We start from the raw sequence: 16,269 nt of genomic DNA, 5'->3' as shown, positions 1-16,269 counted from the left end.
AAACGATTAAAAAACAAAATGGTTGCATGTTCGTTTGCCTAGGTACCAATAACACGGGTGCATAATATAGACTTTGAAAGGGGGTGTCGTGATGGGAGGCAACTACGGTGGTGGCGAATACGGCCATGGTAATGGATTTGCGTTATTAGTTGTATTGTTCATCTTATTAATTATTGTTGGTGCAGCGTTCATCTACTAATATTTAACAAGTATAAATACAACTGGGAGCTAAAGGCAAACGCCTTTAGCTCTTTTTATTGTTCGAATTGCGATTCGAAACTTACATAGCGAAGGATACTTCAATATAAAAGGAAACTAATAGAATAGTTATAAGTACATTAATTGTACGGAATATTTTTTCATGTTTTTCTTCTGGTATTTCTTTCTGTATAACAAGTGCATATGTCATACGATTAATTTGAAATAAATAAAACACCGAGAATAGCACTACAACTAGAAGTAGCAAGTCTATTCCTCCCCTCTTTCACTTCCTTTAAGGATAACAAAAAAAGTTAAAATAATACAAGCAAATACACTTTTATAGCGCAGGCGGAACTAAAATTTCGTACCCTTTTGGAGTTTCTTCAATTACCGAGTTTTTTGGTGCAAGTATTAAATTTTTAACATATAGTATGTCGATTAAGCAAATACTACAATGATACGAAAGCAATAAACATATATAATGTGTAAATTGCGGGTAAGCTAATAAGAGAATAACTAATATGCAATTTATTAAAATAAATGGTGCAAGTAATGTTAATATATAACGTCTTTTTGGAATTAATGTCTTAATACGCATACGGATAATTGGGATAAATTTATGATCAATTCGGATGCGTAGTTTTACAGATTTTCTATATTCGAATAATGAAAAATAATGGACAACTTTATGAAATGGATAAAGTAGGATGACGGATATAGAAAAAAGCCAAAAATAATCATCCCGGTAAAGGGTAGGGTGTATCCGATCAAATAATACAAATGAAAATGAAAACACGATGACAAATAAAGTTACAGACATAATTGATAGCCATGCTGTTCCATATTCCGTTTTAATGTTAATTGTTTTCCAGCAATGCAAATTTGATAACCCCTTTAACGAGTGATAGTGAAAATATTGTATATGAAAAAAAGGTGAAATACTATACTTTTAAAACAAACAATTCAGGAAAAAGAAAAAGAGTGTATCGCTACACTCATAGTAATCCTTGACATTTTGTAAATTATTCATTCACCTAGTAAGTTTATCAAGTAATTTATTTATCTTTTAACACTAACTGTGTCAGCCTCTTCAACTAAAGATTCTTTAAAGTTTTTGAATGATCGTTCAAAGATTTCGATAAAATCTTCACCATAAATGTTTCGAATTACGGCCATCACATCTAAAAACTCTGGGAATCTACCATATAATTCTTTTAATGCTAGTGAGCCTTCAAGGATTGAATGATGTGTATCGTAATAATGATCATACATAAGTAAAATAAGCTCGGTACCTTTTTCTGTGAGTTCGACATATGTATTGCGTTTGTCGTCATCACGTTTTGAAAACTTCAATAAGCCTCTTTCTTCTAGCTTTTTCGAAAAATTGAAAGCGGTTGAAACATGCATTACGCCAAATCTCGCAACATCTGAAATAGATGCGCCCTTTAAATGGTATGAGATCCATAAAATGTGATGTTCATTGATGTTTAAATCATAAGGTTTAATCCATTGTTGCCAGTCTTTTTCTACAGCTTTCCAAAGTGCTTTTGACAATTGAGCAATTCTTTGACTATAAAGCATTGCTTCCTTCATTGTGTATGTTTCATCAGACAAAGCAATCACCTTCTTCTTTCATTAACATTATGAAAATATTATAGCAATAAAAGAAAAAAGTTTAAAGTTAGAAAAATTAAATAATTGGAAGTTGCCTAAAAAATGCCATAAATTACTTAAAAATGATTGAAAATTACTTAATGAAACGATATTTTTTAGGTAATTTTGAGTATAAATCTATCTATTCATTTTTCTTTTTATTATTTATTTCTGAAAGATTATTCTCGATTTCTGTAATGGTTTTCTGCAATCCTGCTATTTCTTCTTTTAACTTTAATGTTTCAGGTTCGATTTCATCCCTGAAATTGGTAATAGAATATTTTAAGTCATTAATTATTTTTGGTATATTATTTTTCGCTTCATATTTTAATGTCGAAAAAGACTCTTTTAATGATTGTGAATGCACTTTCATTTCTTTTAAAGTCGTCTTTGTTTTTTTTGCATTTGAAACGATATTCGAACGAATCTGCTGTCCAGATTGTGGTGTTGTCAATAAAATTGCTGCGATTCCTCCAATAACTCCTGTTGATAATCCGATTAAAAATGGTTTTCCGCGCATATTAGTCATCTCCTTATTTTACTTGTATAGTTATTACTTAATATGGGATAGGTAATCACTTTCTATTTAAAAAATTTTACTATTCTTAAACTTATTAAACCATGAAAAGGCAAATTAAAAAAGCAGAAGTGGCTGTTAAAAATGCTATAAGGAAATTCGTTTAAAGCCAAAAAAATAAGTGTAGACAAAGTCATATGAAAGACTTTGTCTACACTAACTAACTACGCTTGTGAAACCGATGTGTTGAAGTTCGAGCGTTTTAATAGACTTGTGATAATTGGGTAGATGATGATAAATGCAACAGCATTTAAAACAACAGCCGGTAATACTACAGCTGCGAAAAGTACACCAAAAGCAGCATCGCCAGGTAAACCTACTAATACTAGTGCCATAGATAGGAAAGTTACTCCAGAAAGAAGTGTTCCTAAGCAAACTAATACAGTTCCAACTGCAACCTTTTGTGCGGCATGTCGTAATAAAACAACAACAACAAAAAAGATTATGCCTGTAACAACTTTATCAATTATATTTGGTACAAATCCACCAGGGAATGATGAAAATAATCCGGAAAGGACACCAGTCGTAATTGCTAATAAAAATGTTTCTTTAAATGTAGGGAATAATAATATTCCGATAAACATCATTGTTAGCATAAAGTCCGGTTTCATCCCCTCACCGTAGCCTGGGATAATTAGATAAAGCGCAGCTCCTACACCAACTAAAAGCGCCATTAAAACAAGATTCTTTGTATTCAATTCAAATCTCTCCTCTGCAGTTCTATGCTCATCCATTTCCCAACGTGCACTCTTTGCCGTTAGCGAAACTTACATATGATTTTAATTGTAAAATAAATAATTTGCAACCTCATGTAATAGAATAGAAAAAACATAGTTTCATATTCTTTAAAGAGAGATGTTTCATAGTTGAATCTTTGCTGAAATTTATAGTATTTTCGGTTAATTCAAGATACTAAGCATTTAATTTATCATGAATTTGTGCAGCAATTGATTGTAATGCTTCAGGTGTAAATTCGTTTTGTTTTGTTTCCCATTTTACTTTTAGTCCATCATTTTCATCGTAGCGTGGTATAAAATGTAAGTGGTAGTGGAAAACAGTTTGTCCGGCAAACGCACCATTATTATTTAATGTATTCATACCAGCAGGGTTAAATGCCGATTTAATTGCATTAGCGATTTTTGGTGCAGCTCCATATAGATTTTTTGCTACTTCCTCTGGCATTTCAAAAAGATCTTTTACATGTTGTTTTGGAATTAATAAAGTATGACCTTTCGTTAAAGGTGCAACATCCATGAAAGCATAGACGTTCTCATCTTCATAGACTTTCACGCTTGGAATAGTACCATCAATAATCTTGCAAAAAATGCAATCGCTCATAGGAAACATCCTTTCAAACAAGTTTTAATTTATTTTAACATATGACAACTGATTCCATTCGCATTTTTTGTTAAACTGTAGAAAGAATAGGAGTGACGTTAAAAAATGACATTGTTACAACTAACTGATGTTACAGGCGGCTATACGAGAAAACCAGTAATTAAAGATTTATCTTTTTCTATAGAAAAAGGAGAGCTAGTTGGATTAATTGGTTTAAATGGTGCGGGAAAAAGTACAACGATAAAGCATATTATCGGTACACTCCTTCCACAACGAGGAAAAATTCGATTAAATGGCGTAACGTTAAATGAAAATATTGATTTATATCGATCATCATTTTCTTATATACCTGAAACGCCAGTATTATATGATGAATTAACTTTAAAAGAGCACCTTGAATTAACTGCAATGGCTTATGGAATAGATGAAAATACACTAAAAAATCGTTCACAGGAATTACTAAAGGAATTCAGAATGGAGAAGCGTCTTAATTGGTTTCCTTCGCATTTTTCAAAAGGAATGCGTCAAAAAGTAATGATAATGTGTGCGTTCCTAGTTAATCCTCAGCTTTATATTATTGATGAGCCGTTTGTCGGCCTTGATCCTCTTGGTATTCAGTCTTTGCTTGATCAAATGGATGAGAAGAAAAAGGAAGGCGCTTCAATTTTAATGTCCACGCATATTTTATCGACTGCTGAAAAGCATTGTGACCGAATTATTTTATTGCATGAAGGACAAGTTCGTGCACAAGGGACGATGGATGATTTAAGAAAAAGCTTTAATATGCCAAATGCTACATTAGATGATTTATATATCGCAATGACCGAGGAGACCTATAATGAATAATTTGCAGGAAGTTTGGTCAAAACGATTTAATCACTATATAAATGAAGTGCAAAAATATATGCGCTTTGTTTTCACAGGGCATTTGGCGCTCGTACTAGTCTTTGTCATTGGTGCGGTTGGATATCAATATAGTGAGTGGTTAAAAGTTGTTTCTGATGCGTTTCCTGGTGAATGGGTTGTAGCGGCTATTGTCGGCCTTATTTTAGCATTCAGTCGTCCTGTTACGTTATTGCGAGAACCTGACCAAGTGTATTTATTACCTTTGGAATCTAAAATGTCCTATTTCTTTAATAGAGCGCTCAACTGGACATTTTGGTCTCAAGTAGGACTTGCGGTTGTTGTTTACATTATAGGTATCCCATTATTAAATACAGTAACAGAGCTATCCTCTACATTTATTTGGCTGGGGCTAGCTGTGGTCGTTATTTTAAAATATTTGAATGTGCAAATTGAATTTAATTATCGCTATTGCAATCGAGGGAGCAATACGTTTGTAGATCGAATTGTTAGAGTAGTCATTTCAATACTAACAGTTCAAGCGATGCTCTCTTCTAATTTTGCATTGGCTATTATTTTTGTAGTGTTATTGATTTTCTATAATAGCTCGTTGAAAAGAAGGGTTAAGGTACAGCCAGTGCCTTATGAGCATTTTGTAAAATTAGAACAAAACCGTATGATGGGGTTCTATCGCTTTGCAAACTACTTTACTGATGTACCACATTTACGGGGGTCAATTCGACGTCGTGGCTGGCTAAACTTTGTTTATAATTTAATACCATATAAAAAAGAAAATGCTCATAATTATTTAGTGTTCAGAACGTTTATCCGCACAGATGACCATTTTTATCTCTGGGTTCGCTTAACGTTTATCTCTGGGGTGATAGCAATTTTTGTCAATATTCCAATTGTTATATGGGTTGTAGCCGGTGCTTTATCCTTTGCAACAACGCTTCAATTAAAATATGCGCTGCTGTCATCTTCAGACTTTCGAATGGATAGGCTTTATCCAATTGATAGCAATCTTAGAAAAAAAGCTGTTCAAAAAGTATTACGCATTTTTATGGTAGTACAAGCATTCATTGTTCTAATTTGTGCTATTGAACAACCATTATTTTTTGTACCTGCGATTGTTGTTATATTAATAAGTGAAATAACATTTATAATGTCTAAAGATCCTTCACGTGAATAAAAAAGTGCTGTAGAAGCAAGTATGTTAAATTGCTTTTACGGCACTTTTATTTTTTTAGTTTAAATAGATTTGCGTAAAAACAAGTAGAAACCGCATGAAAAATAAACCCGCGTAAATATGAATGGAAATCGCGTAAAAATAAGGGGAACCCGCGTAAAAATGGGACGAACCCGCGTAAATAATTGAGGAAACCGCGTAAAAAAGCGAGCTAACCGCGTAAAAAAATAAACCCGCGTAAATATGAATGGAAATCGCGTAAAAATAGGGCGGACCCGCGTAAATAATTGAGAAAACCGCGTAAATAAGTGAGGAAAAACCGCGTAAAAAAATAAATCCGCGTAAAAATGAGTGGAAATCGCGTAAAAATAGGGCGGACCCGCGTAAATAATTGAGGAAACCGCGTAAAAAAGCGAGAAAACCGCGTAAAAAAATAAACCCGCGTAAAAATGAGTGGAAATCGCGTAAAAATAGGGCGAACCCGCGTAAATAATAGAGTAAACCGCGTAAAAAAGCACGGCAACCGCGTAAAAAAATAAATCCGCGTAAATAATTGAGCAAACCGCGTAAAAAAATAAACCCATATAAATATGAATAAAAACCATATGAAAAGTTCCGAACCCGTGTTAAATAACAGCTCCTTTGAAGAAAAAACAGCATGTAAAATCTTATAATAAAACAGTACAATTCAGCACGATGCCCAATTGTACTGTTCTTACAGTTAAAATAACTTTTATTTATTCTTCAGATACCTTCCCAGAATAGGTAGTAATATAACTTGCTGCATTGAAAATATTTTGTTTTTTAACGCCGGGAGCTGGATCGGGTTTACTATGGGCATTTTTAAAAGACTGAGAGTTCTTCCAAGCTTCATATGAATTCGGACCAGTCCATTGAGTTAGTACGATGTATGTGTCTGAATCGAGTGGACGCAAAAGGCGAAATGCGATAAATCCTGGTTCATTTTCGATTGCACGGGCACGATTTAAAAAACGTTGTTCAAATATAGGCCTGCCTTCATCCGATACAGGTATATTATTTAAAACAAAATAGCCTCTTTGTTCAAGAACGTTTACTTGATCGATTACTTCGTATTTGCGAGGTGTAGCAAATAGTGATTTTTTTTCTGATTCATGAAGAAGCACAGAATTGCCTGAACCGTGTAATATAATCATATTTTCCTTCTCAACATACTTCTTGCGCATCTTCTCCATATAATCTGCTGTTCCTGAAGTAATATATACAAACATCTTTTAGTAAGCCCCTCTCTAGTTAGATTTTACAATTCTATAATTTTATTTAAAGAAATAATACTATTTTCTGTCAAAAAATAACGATTAAAAATTTTGCATTAACGAACAATTTTATGACATTTGGTCGATAAAACTATACAATACAAACGCAAAAGTATATATTTGAAAACGGATATCAATGAACAAACACTATATTAAAAGCTTATTCTGTATAGAATTGCCTATACTGAATAAAAACATGCCTTTGTAAATTTATAGCAAATTTTTTGTAAATAGTTTAACAGAGGGCTTATTAATTCGAGGGGAAGGTACAAAAATGAAAGCGATTAATGATACATTATTGCGAGCAGCTAGAGGAGAACGTACTGAATACACACCAGTTTGGTATATGCGCCAAGCTGGACGTTCACAACCCGAATATAGAAAAATTAAAGAAAAGTATTCACTAGAAGAAATTACACATCAACCTGAGCTGTGTGCATATGTAACGAGATTACCTGTAGAAAACTATAATGTTGACGCTGCAATTCTTTATAAAGATATTGTGACACCTTTACCAGGTATTGGCGTTGATGTGAAAATTAAAGCTGGTGTTGGACCTGTTATTTCAAATCCTATTCGTTCAGCAGCAGACGTTGAAAAGCTTGGTCAATTTAATGCGAAAGAACATACTCCATATGTTCTAGAAACAATTAAACTTTTAACTGAAGAACAATTAAATGTACCATTAATTGGCTTTGCAGGAGCACCTTTCACTTTGGCTAGCTATATGATCGAAGGCGGCCCATCAAGAAATTACAATAAAACGAAATCATTCATGGTTTCACAGCCGCAAGCGTGGTTCGCATTAATGGATAAATTAGGAGATATGATAATTTCCGACATTACAGCTCAAGTTGAAGCTGGTGCAAAAGCAATTCAAGTATTCGACTCTTGGGTTGGTGCCTTAAATGTTGAGGATTATCGTGTATTTATTAAACCGATTATGACTCGGATTTTTGCAGAACTACGAAAGGAAAACGTTCCTTTAATTCAATTTGGTGTTGGTGCAAGCCATTTAGTAAATGAATGGAATGACCTTCCAATTGATGTAGTTGGACTAGATTGGCGCATGCCTATACGAAAAGCACGCGAATTAGGTGTAAATAAAGCTGTACAGGGCAACCTTGATCCATCATTGCTTTTAGCAGATTGGTCTGTAATTGAGCAACGTACGAAAAATATTATCGATCAAGGGTTGGAAGTACCTGGCCACATCTTTAACCTAGGTCATGGGGTTTTCCCAGAAGTAAATCCTGATGTATTAAAACGTCTTACTACACTTATCCATGAATACAGTCGTCAACAAATAGGTCAAATGGATTAATGTGTTAATATAATTTAGTGAAATTGTAAAAAAATTTGAGGTGAAATTTATGAAACCCGTACGTGGATTATTAGTGATGGCATATGGCACTCCATATAAAGAAGAAGATATTGAAAGATACTATACACACATTCGTCATGGACGCAAACCTTCAGAAGAGCATTTAGAAGATTTAAAAAGCCGTTATAAGGCAATTGGTGGGCTTTCTCCACTTGCAAAAATGACGCAATTACAAGCTGAAACTCTTTGTAAACGTTTAAATGAAGTACAAAATGAAGTTGAATATAAAGTATTTATCGGTTTAAAACATATTGAACCTTTTATTGAAGATGCTGTGGAAGCTATGGTTAAAGAAGGAATTGAAGAAGCGGTATCGATTGTTTTAGCACCGCACTTCTCAACTTTCTCAATCAAATCATATAATGGCCGTGCGCAGGAAATGATTGAAAAATTAGGCAGCTCGATGAAGCTAACTTCAGTTGAAGCTTGGTACAATGAGCCGAAGTTTATTGAGTACTGGAAACAGGTGGTAAACAATGCGTTTGCTGAAATGTCTGAGGAAGAGCGCGAAAAAGCATGCTTAATCGTTTCGAATCATTCATTACCAGAGAAAATTAAAGCTGCAGGAGATCCATATGAGGAACAATTAATTGAAACTGCACGTTTAATTCAGCAAGCTACTGGGGTAAAAAATGTTGAAGTTGGTTGGCAATCAGCTGGACAAACACCAGAACCTTGGCTTGGTCCAGACGTTCAAGATTTAACTCGTGAGCTTTATGAAGAAAAAGGATTCCGTTCATTCGTATATATTCCTGTCGGCTTTGTAACAGAACATTTAGAAGTACTATATGATAACGATTATGAATGTAAAGTTGTTTGTGAAGAACTTGGGGCAAATTACAGACGACCACCAATGCCAAATACACATCCATTATTTATAGATGCAATGGTAGATGCGATTAATAAAAAGTTAGCGAACTAACGTAGAGAGTGATGATGAGGGTGACTTTAGGTAGACGAAAAGTTGCTGTTATAGGTGGTGGTATTACCGGCTTAACGACAGCATTCTATTTACAAAGATATGCACAACAAAACAATTTACCAGTTGATGTCGTTTTAATCGAATCATCTTTACGTGTAGGTGGGAAAATTCAAACTTTAAGAAAAGATGGATTTATTATCGAACGTGGTCCTGAATCGTTTTTAGATTATATGAACAGTGTTCGCGATTTAGCAAAGGACTTAGGAATTGAAAAAGAGATGGTTTCGAATAATGACGGGCAAACTTATGTTGCGGTAGGTAGTCAATTGTATCCTATTCCGTCTAATTTAATGTTCGGTGGGGCGCTTGAAGTCTCCTCATTCATTACATCAGGATTATTTTCATTAAGTGGAAAAGTCCGTGCAGCAGGTGATTTATTATTGCCAAAAACTAGAGAAGAAGAGGATGAACCAATAGGTGACTTTTTTAGACGTCGTTTTGGCAAAGAGGTTGTTGAAAATCTAGTAGAACCATTACTTGCAGGAACATTTGCTGGTGATATTGATCATTTAAGCATTCAATCAATGTTTCCACAGTTTTATCAGCTGGAAAAACAATATCGAAGTTTAATTCTAGGATTAAAAAAATCAGGGCTGTCTCACAGTAAAGATTATATTAAATCCTATCAAACGTTTAAGAATGGCCTCGAAACTTTAATTGAGTCATTGGAATCTCAATTGTTGCCTAACTCTGTTTTAAAAGGGATCAAAGTTGAATCGATTGATAAACTAAGCGATGGTTCAATTCAAGTTTATTTTAATAATATTGCTCCACTTAAATGTGATGCGGTAGTTATGACGACGCCTTTTAATGCAACAAAAAGGATTTTTAATAGTTATGGTTTACTAGAAGAAATGCCAGATATGAATTATGCAACCATTGCTACTGTAACGTTGGCTTTTAAGCAAGAAGAGATTAAAAGACATAAAGATGCAATGAACTTCTTTGTATCAAGAAATAGTGATTTAGCCATTACAACTTGTACATGGTGTAATCATAAATGGAATAATGTTGCTCCAGATGGCTATGACATGCTGCGAGTTTATATTGGACGCGTAGGAGATGAGACAATTGTAGAACTGTCAGATAGTGATATAGAAAAAACAGTTCTTCAAGATTTAAAGAAAGCAATTGGTATTTCTGAGGCTCCTTTATTTACTGTCGTTACTCGTTGGAATCAATCTATGCCGCAGTATACTGTTGGTCATGAAAAACGAATGGAAGAAATTCGTCAACAAATACAAACTGAGTTTCCTAAAGTAAAATTAGTAGGCAGCTCTTATGAAGGAATAAGTATTCCGAGTTGTGTTGCACAAGGAAAAAAAGCTGCTTCTGACGTACTAGAAGAAATGTTTGAGATGCAGTTAACATAAAGTTCTTTATTTAGTGGCCAGAGTAAAGATCCAATAAAAAGAGAAACGAAGGCGGAAATCTAAAGAATATAGTGGCACCGAAAGCGATGGTAGGCTGGTGTAATTGCGGGGAAAAATAATTGATTTAAAGTCGACAAGCTCAAAATACTTGAGATTGTCGATTTTTTTTCAATCAAAGTTCACATTTATACAGTAAGATGGCTATAGAGGTGATGGGCAAAAATGAACTATATAAAGACATTTATATTTCTTTTATTAATCACTGTAATTGCAGGTTGTAGAGATGAAAAATTTTCATCAATCAACCATCATCAATCATTCGTCGCCTCTGTAAGTATATTGGAGCCATCTGTTACCTTTTACAATCCATTAGGGGAAGAGATTGCAGTTTGGAACTTTAACAAAGCTTATACCGGTGCGGCATTAATACAGCAGGATCGAATATTATTATACGGCCATCAATTAGATGAAGCCGATATTTACGAGTTATCTTCTGGAAAGAAGCTCCAAACAATAAAAACCGGCATTGGAACGACAAATGTTTATTATGAAGAAAAAGAGAAAAAGATTTTTATTGCTAATAGTGAGCGAAATAGTGTCACTAGTTATGATGATAAAGGAAATAAATTAAATGAGTTAGAATTGCGTAATTACCCGATGTCAATGGCATCTTATAATGGCAAGCTCTATGTAGTGAATTATAAAGATACCCTTCTATCTGTAGTAAATATGGAGAATTTAAAGCTAGAAGCAGAATGGCCAATTGCAAAATCTTCAAACGGAGTTTTGATAATACCTGAAGAAAATACCATTTGGATAGGGGGCCATGGTGAGGGTAGTCGTCCAAATCAGTCAATAGATGTTCTAGACTTACAAACTGGGAACCTTGTAGATAAAATAAAAGTCTCTATGATGCCCATTGGTTTTTCCCGAAATGAAGATGTAGTATATATTGTCAATCATGGAGCAAATGAATTATATGCAATGGATTTAAAAGGCAATACATTATGGAAAACTGAAGTTGGTGCAAACCCATTTTCAGTTGCGATTATTGAAGATGAAGTTGTTGTAGCTGGCTACGATGATCATAAATTATATTTCTTAAAGAATGGACAAATCACGAAAGAAATTTATACAAACAAAGGCCCTTTTCAACTATTAGTAAGGGAGGTATAGAAGAAAATGACAACAGTATTAATAGTTGATGATGAACTAGATATGCGTAATTTAATTGAAGTGATGCTGTCGCAATCAAACTTTAAAACATTATCTGTGCCAAATGGAGAAGAAGCATATCAAATTATCGCCTATGAAGATATAGACATCGTATTGCTGGATGTCATGATGGATAGGGAAGATGGTTTTGCTGTATGTGAAAATATAAGAAAGCTTTCTCCTGTCCCAGTAATATTTTTAACGGCAAGAGATGCTAATGAAGATAAAGTGAGAGGGCTTACAATTGGTGGGGATGATTATATTGTAAAACCCTTTACAGCTAGTGAATTAGTTGCACGAATCAATGCTGTTTTAAGAAGAACTAAGCCTCAAAACGATTTTGTAAATCAGTCGAATATTGAATGTGGTGTTATAAAAATAGATGAAATTTCAAGGAAGGTTTTCATCCGTGAGAAATCTGTTCCGTTAACATTAAAAGAATTTGAACTGCTATATTTATTTATAAAAAACCCTGGTACTGTCTATTCGAGAGAACAATTACTTGAGAGAATTTGGGATATGGAATATTCAGGTGGGACAAGAACAGTTGATACTCATATAAAAACGTTAAGGCTAAAACTAGCGAAGGAATCGAAGGAAGCAAGCGAGTATATACAGACAGTTTGGGGTATTGGTTACCGCTTCGAGAAAAACGAATGAAAAAGATATTTGCTAAAATTTGGGGATTAATTGTACTGTTTATTGTGGTAACAATTGTTTTCATGTATGTCTTAACCGATTATTTATATGAGCAATTATATGTTGAAGACACAGAGGCCTCGATGATAGAAGTAGGTGACAAGCTTCAAACAAAGTATAAGGGCGGCAAAGTAACCGATGCATTAATTGCTGAAATAGAGGATTACAATACGTATTCAAATTTAGATGTATTTGCTGTTCGAAATCCCCGGGAATTAAGTGCGTGTGTTCCATTTGAAATTGATTATGATACACTCATTGGTCCTAATGAAAGACAGCATTTGCTTCAAGGTGAATCTGTTACAAAAATTGGCTATGAAGAGCGATTTCAAAGACAAATAATTTCAGTCATTTTTCCTTTAGTAGATCAAAATCGTTTAGAAGGGATAATTTATATATATTATCCATTGGCTAAAATAACAGAGCTAGCGAATGAAGAAGTACTGCTATTAATCGGAAGTGCCATTATTTTTTCTTGTATATTAGCAGCCTTCGTATATCAAGGAATTAAGCATATTTTGAGGCCTTTAAAGGAATTGCAGAGTGCAGTTGAAAAAATGTCAAATGGTGAATATAGCACTAGGGTAAATGTTTCATCCAAAGATGAAATGGGCAAGCTTTCCGAAGCATTTAATGAGATGGCAGCAGCGATTGAACGGGAAGATGATCAGCAAAAAACGTTTCTTGCAACGGTATCACATGAATTACGTACTCCGATTAGTTATGTTAAAGGCTATGGTGAAGCGATACAGAAGAATTATATTGAAGGCAAGGAACGGGAGCAAGCGATGAATTTAATCGTTAGAGAAGCTGAACGGATGGAGCGGCTCACGAATGAGCTTCTTGAACTAGTAAGAGGATCAAATGAAAATACAGCTGTAGAATTTTATCCAATCGTTTTATCAGAGACCGTTAGAGAAGCTATTCGCCTTCTAAAAAATCAGGCAGACTCAAAGGACATTCATTTTGTAACATCATTTGATGAACAAATAATCGTTGAGGGCAATGAAGAAAAACTAAAGCAAATTTTTATTAATGTAATTGAAAACGCCATTCGCTATTCAAATAACGATTCAAAGATTTCCATTTTGACTAAGATGATGAAAGATAATGCGGTGATAGAAATTACCGATCAGGGCATTGGCATCCCAGATAAAGATTTGCCTCATATTACAGAAAGATTCTACCGAGTGAAAAAGGCAAGAAGCCGAGCAGACGGTGGAAGTGGTTTAGGTTTGTCTATTGTTGAACAGCTAGTAAAACAGCATAAAGGTAATTTAACAATTCAAAGTGAAGTTGGAAAAGGAACAAAAGTAACAATTAATATTCCAATGATGGAGGAGTTATAAATGAAACAGTTATTTTTAGCTTTTATAGCAGTACCAGCATTATTAGTTGGATGTTTTTCAAATGAAACTGAGGTCGATACAAATGATGAGCCGGTAGATGTAGAAGCGCTGGAAGTAAAGGTTAATATTTTAACACCGGAAAAAGCAGCGGTTAATGAACCGATAGAACTTGCAGCACATGTTACACAAAATAATGAAAATGTAGATGATGCAGATAGTGTTCAATTCGAAGTATGGGAATCAGGCTACCGCGATGATGGGCAAATGATTGATGGTAAACTAGAAGGCGAGGGTGTGTATAAAGCAGAAATAACTTTCGATCACGATGGAGTTTATTATATGTATGCACATACTAATGCTCGCGGACTTCATGTTATGCCTAAACAACAAATTATCGTTGGCAACCCAGATATGAGCAAAGTTAAAGAAGATGAAGGCAGTGAATCAATGATGAATCATGAGCTTGAAACAGATGCTCATGAAGAAAGTGACATGAATCAGGAGCAAGATAGCAGCAGTAATCATCAGCATTAAATTATAGCAACTAGAAAACCCTCAAAGCTTGAGCGAGCTTTGAGGGTTTAATTTTTTTAGCGCAAGCCATACAGCCCATCGAGGACGCGGGCTCCTCTCGTCGATTAGGGCTTGAGCATAACCCTTTTGCGACGACAACGCAGCGAAGTAGTAGGACAATTACGCTTTTCTTTTTGTGTAAGCTATTTACTTATAGGTTCATCTCTTGAAATTAGGTCCCCTATACAGATTGTCAATAATATAGTGATTGTTTATAAAGAGTTACATTTATCACAAGTACTGCTGTAGCATTCACTTTGTTCTTCGATTTTTTCTCCACACTGAACACAAACTTTATCAGGCAAGTTTTTGAAAAATTCTACAACACTTTCTAACATGCGTAAGTCCCTCCTTTTGGACAATCTGTTATAATACTGTTTTGATATTTTTAATTGTATTATAACAGTTTGCATTCGTCAACACATAAATTACATTTTCGTGTAAAATAAATAAATGTAGCTTAGAAGGAGTGATGAACATGTATTTTATAGATAATAAGGGCATTACAGATCCACGAATCAACCTAGCAATAGAAGAGTATATATTAAGAAATATGGATATTGAAAAAGATGACTATTTACTGTTCTATATCAATCAGCCGTCCATTATCATTGGAAAAAATCAAAACACAATCGAAGAAATTAACACAGATTATGTAGAAGAGAACAATATTATTGTCGTTAGACGTTTATCAGGCGGTGGTGCTGTTTACCATGACTTAAATAATTTGAATTTTAGTTTCTTAACAAAAGATGACGGAAACAGCTTCCACAATTATAAAAAGTTTACGCAGCCAGTTGTTAATGCCTTAGCTAATTTAGGCGTTAACGCAGAGCTGTCAGGGAGAAATGATATTTTAGCAGAAGGACGCAAAGTATCAGGAAATGCGCAGTATGCTACAAAGGGGCGTATGTTTAGCCACGGAACATTAATGTTTAAAACTGATATTGATGCTGTCGCAAATGCGTTAAAAGTAAAAAAAGATAAAATTGAATCAAAAGGCATTAAATCAGTTCGCTCACGAGTAGGCAATATTTCAGATTTTATAAAAGAACCGATGACAGTAGAACAATTCCGAATGGAAATTTTAAAATCAATATTCGGCGGCGAAGAAAACATTCAATATTACGAGTTGACAGAAGAGGATTGGGAAAAAATCAATCAAATTTCAAAAGAACGTTATCAAACATGGGAATGGAATTATGGAAAATCACCACGTTTCAACATTCAAAAAACACATCGTTTCCCTTCAGGTAATATAGATATTCGTTTAGAAGTAAATAAGGGAATTATTGAAGAAGCAACAATTTTCGGAGATTTCTTTGGTGTTGGGGACGTAAAAGAGATTGAAAAATTACTAGTCGGCACTAAATACGACCGTGGAAATATTGCAGCAGCCCTTGAAGCAATCGATATCCCCCACTACTTCGGCGGCGTAACAAAAGAAGAATTTTTACAGTTGATTTACTAAGCTATATTAGTGCGTTTCTGAAGTTGTTGATTTCCATTAGAAAGCAAGTACCATTCATTATGTATCAAAGATTATATAACAGCTGGACAAGCACGAATGACAATTAGTTTACATTCTAAGGGACCAT

At 34.3% G+C, this 16,269-nt stretch carries 19 protein-coding genes; 11 read left to right on the top strand and 8 right to left on the bottom strand.

The annotated features are described in order from the left end of the window. The first annotated feature begins 91 nt into the window (after positions 1-91). On the top strand, positions 92-199 hold the full coding sequence (locus MKY04_RS17690; RefSeq protein ID WP_126293437.1) for a YjcZ family sporulation protein: 108 nt from the start codon (positions 92-94) through the stop codon (positions 197-199). 81 nt (positions 200-280) lie between these two features. Here MKY04_RS17690 and MKY04_RS17685 read toward each other — a convergent pair whose 3' ends face one another. The 6 genes from MKY04_RS17685 to MKY04_RS17660 all read right to left on the bottom strand — a co-directional run bounded on the left by MKY04_RS17685 (position 281) and on the right by MKY04_RS17660 (position 3,769). Then, positions 281-466, bottom strand: a complete 186-nt coding sequence (locus MKY04_RS17685; RefSeq protein WP_126293436.1) for a hypothetical protein — start codon at positions 464-466, stop codon at positions 281-283. Positions 467-538: 72 nt separating this feature from the next. Further along, positions 539-1,081: a DUF3267 domain-containing protein gene (locus MKY04_RS17680; RefSeq protein ID WP_126293435.1), complete on the bottom strand. Its 543-nt coding sequence runs from the start codon at positions 1,079-1,081 to the stop codon at positions 539-541. 179 nt (positions 1,082-1,260) lie between these two features. Continuing rightward, a complete protein-coding gene (locus tag MKY04_RS17675) occupies positions 1,261-1,821 on the bottom strand; it encodes an HTH-type transcriptional regulator Hpr (RefSeq protein WP_185807654.1) in 561 nt (186 codons plus the stop codon). 175 nt (positions 1,822-1,996) lie between these two features. Then, complete coding sequence (locus tag MKY04_RS17670; protein ID WP_126293433.1) at positions 1,997-2,374, bottom strand: YtxH domain-containing protein; 378 nt, start codon at positions 2,372-2,374, stop codon at positions 1,997-1,999. A gap of 221 nt (positions 2,375-2,595) precedes the next feature. Further along, positions 2,596-3,129 (bottom strand): tryptophan transporter, encoded by a 534-nt coding sequence (locus MKY04_RS17665; protein WP_346234851.1) that lies wholly within the window; start codon positions 3,127-3,129, stop codon positions 2,596-2,598. 214 nt (positions 3,130-3,343) lie between these two features. Beyond that, the gene (locus MKY04_RS17660) at positions 3,344-3,769 is read right to left on the bottom strand and encodes an HIT family protein (protein ID WP_346234850.1); all 426 of its coding nucleotides are present in this window, start codon (positions 3,767-3,769) and stop codon (positions 3,344-3,346) included. A 105-nt stretch (positions 3,770-3,874) separates the two neighbouring features. Between MKY04_RS17660 and MKY04_RS17655 the strand changes: the two genes are divergently transcribed. After that, positions 3,875-4,615, top strand: coding sequence for an ABC transporter ATP-binding protein (locus tag MKY04_RS17655; protein WP_346234849.1), 741 nt, complete (start codon positions 3,875-3,877; stop codon positions 4,613-4,615). Beyond that, the gene (locus MKY04_RS17650) at positions 4,608-5,804 is read left to right on the top strand and encodes an ABC transporter permease (protein WP_126293429.1); all 1,197 of its coding nucleotides are present in this window, start codon (positions 4,608-4,610) and stop codon (positions 5,802-5,804) included. The genes MKY04_RS17655 and MKY04_RS17650 overlap by 8 nt, the downstream gene beginning before the upstream one ends. Positions 5,805-6,538: 734 nt before the next feature. Here the strand turns inward: MKY04_RS17650 and MKY04_RS17645 are convergent. After that, complete coding sequence (locus MKY04_RS17645; RefSeq protein WP_346234848.1) at positions 6,539-7,051, bottom strand: antibiotic biosynthesis monooxygenase; 513 nt, start codon at positions 7,049-7,051, stop codon at positions 6,539-6,541. Positions 7,052-7,370: 319 nt separating this feature from the next. Here MKY04_RS17645 and hemE point away from each other — a divergent pair, with 319 nt between their 5' ends. From hemE to MKY04_RS17610, 7 genes are all read left to right on the top strand, one after another. After that, complete coding sequence (gene hemE / locus MKY04_RS17640) at positions 7,371-8,420, top strand: uroporphyrinogen decarboxylase (RefSeq protein ID WP_346234847.1); 1,050 nt, start codon at positions 7,371-7,373, stop codon at positions 8,418-8,420. A 49-nt stretch (positions 8,421-8,469) separates the two neighbouring features. Then, on the top strand, positions 8,470-9,402 hold the full coding sequence (gene hemH, locus MKY04_RS17635; protein ID WP_126293426.1) for a ferrochelatase: 933 nt from the start codon (positions 8,470-8,472) through the stop codon (positions 9,400-9,402). 11 nt (positions 9,403-9,413) lie between these two features. Then, on the top strand, positions 9,414-10,835 hold the full coding sequence (hemY, locus tag MKY04_RS17630) for a protoporphyrinogen oxidase (RefSeq protein WP_346234846.1): 1,422 nt from the start codon (positions 9,414-9,416) through the stop codon (positions 10,833-10,835). A 222-nt stretch (positions 10,836-11,057) separates the two neighbouring features. Then, on the top strand, positions 11,058-12,011 hold the full coding sequence (locus MKY04_RS17625; RefSeq protein ID WP_126293424.1) for a YncE family protein: 954 nt from the start codon (positions 11,058-11,060) through the stop codon (positions 12,009-12,011). 6 nt (positions 12,012-12,017) lie between these two features. After that, positions 12,018-12,710, top strand: coding sequence for a response regulator transcription factor (locus MKY04_RS17620; protein WP_126293423.1), 693 nt, complete (start codon positions 12,018-12,020; stop codon positions 12,708-12,710). Further along, positions 12,707-14,098 carry a sensor histidine kinase gene (locus MKY04_RS17615; protein WP_126293499.1) on the top strand — a complete coding sequence of 464 codons (1,392 nt, stop codon included), beginning with the start codon at positions 12,707-12,709 and terminating at the stop codon, positions 14,096-14,098. The genes MKY04_RS17620 and MKY04_RS17615 overlap by 4 nt, the downstream gene beginning before the upstream one ends. Then, entirely contained in the window at positions 14,099-14,632 is a 534-nt protein-coding gene (locus tag MKY04_RS17610; RefSeq protein ID WP_346234845.1) for a FixH family protein, read from the top strand. A gap of 251 nt (positions 14,633-14,883) precedes the next feature. Here MKY04_RS17610 and yhfH read toward each other — a convergent pair whose 3' ends face one another. After that, on the bottom strand, positions 14,884-15,009 hold the full coding sequence (gene yhfH / locus MKY04_RS17605) for a protein YhfH (RefSeq protein WP_126293421.1): 126 nt from the start codon (positions 15,007-15,009) through the stop codon (positions 14,884-14,886). Positions 15,010-15,149: 140 nt separating this feature from the next. Between yhfH and MKY04_RS17600 the strand changes: the two genes are divergently transcribed. Then, positions 15,150-16,142, top strand: coding sequence for a lipoate--protein ligase (locus MKY04_RS17600; RefSeq protein ID WP_126293420.1), 993 nt, complete (start codon positions 15,150-15,152; stop codon positions 16,140-16,142). Positions 16,143-16,269 lie beyond the last annotated feature (127 nt).

The sequence above is a fragment of the Lysinibacillus telephonicus genome (assembly GCF_039654155.1).
Lineage (GTDB): Bacteria > Bacillota > Bacilli > Bacillales_A > Planococcaceae > Ureibacillus > Ureibacillus telephonicus.
This window is presented reverse-complemented; position numbering and strand designations above follow the sequence as displayed.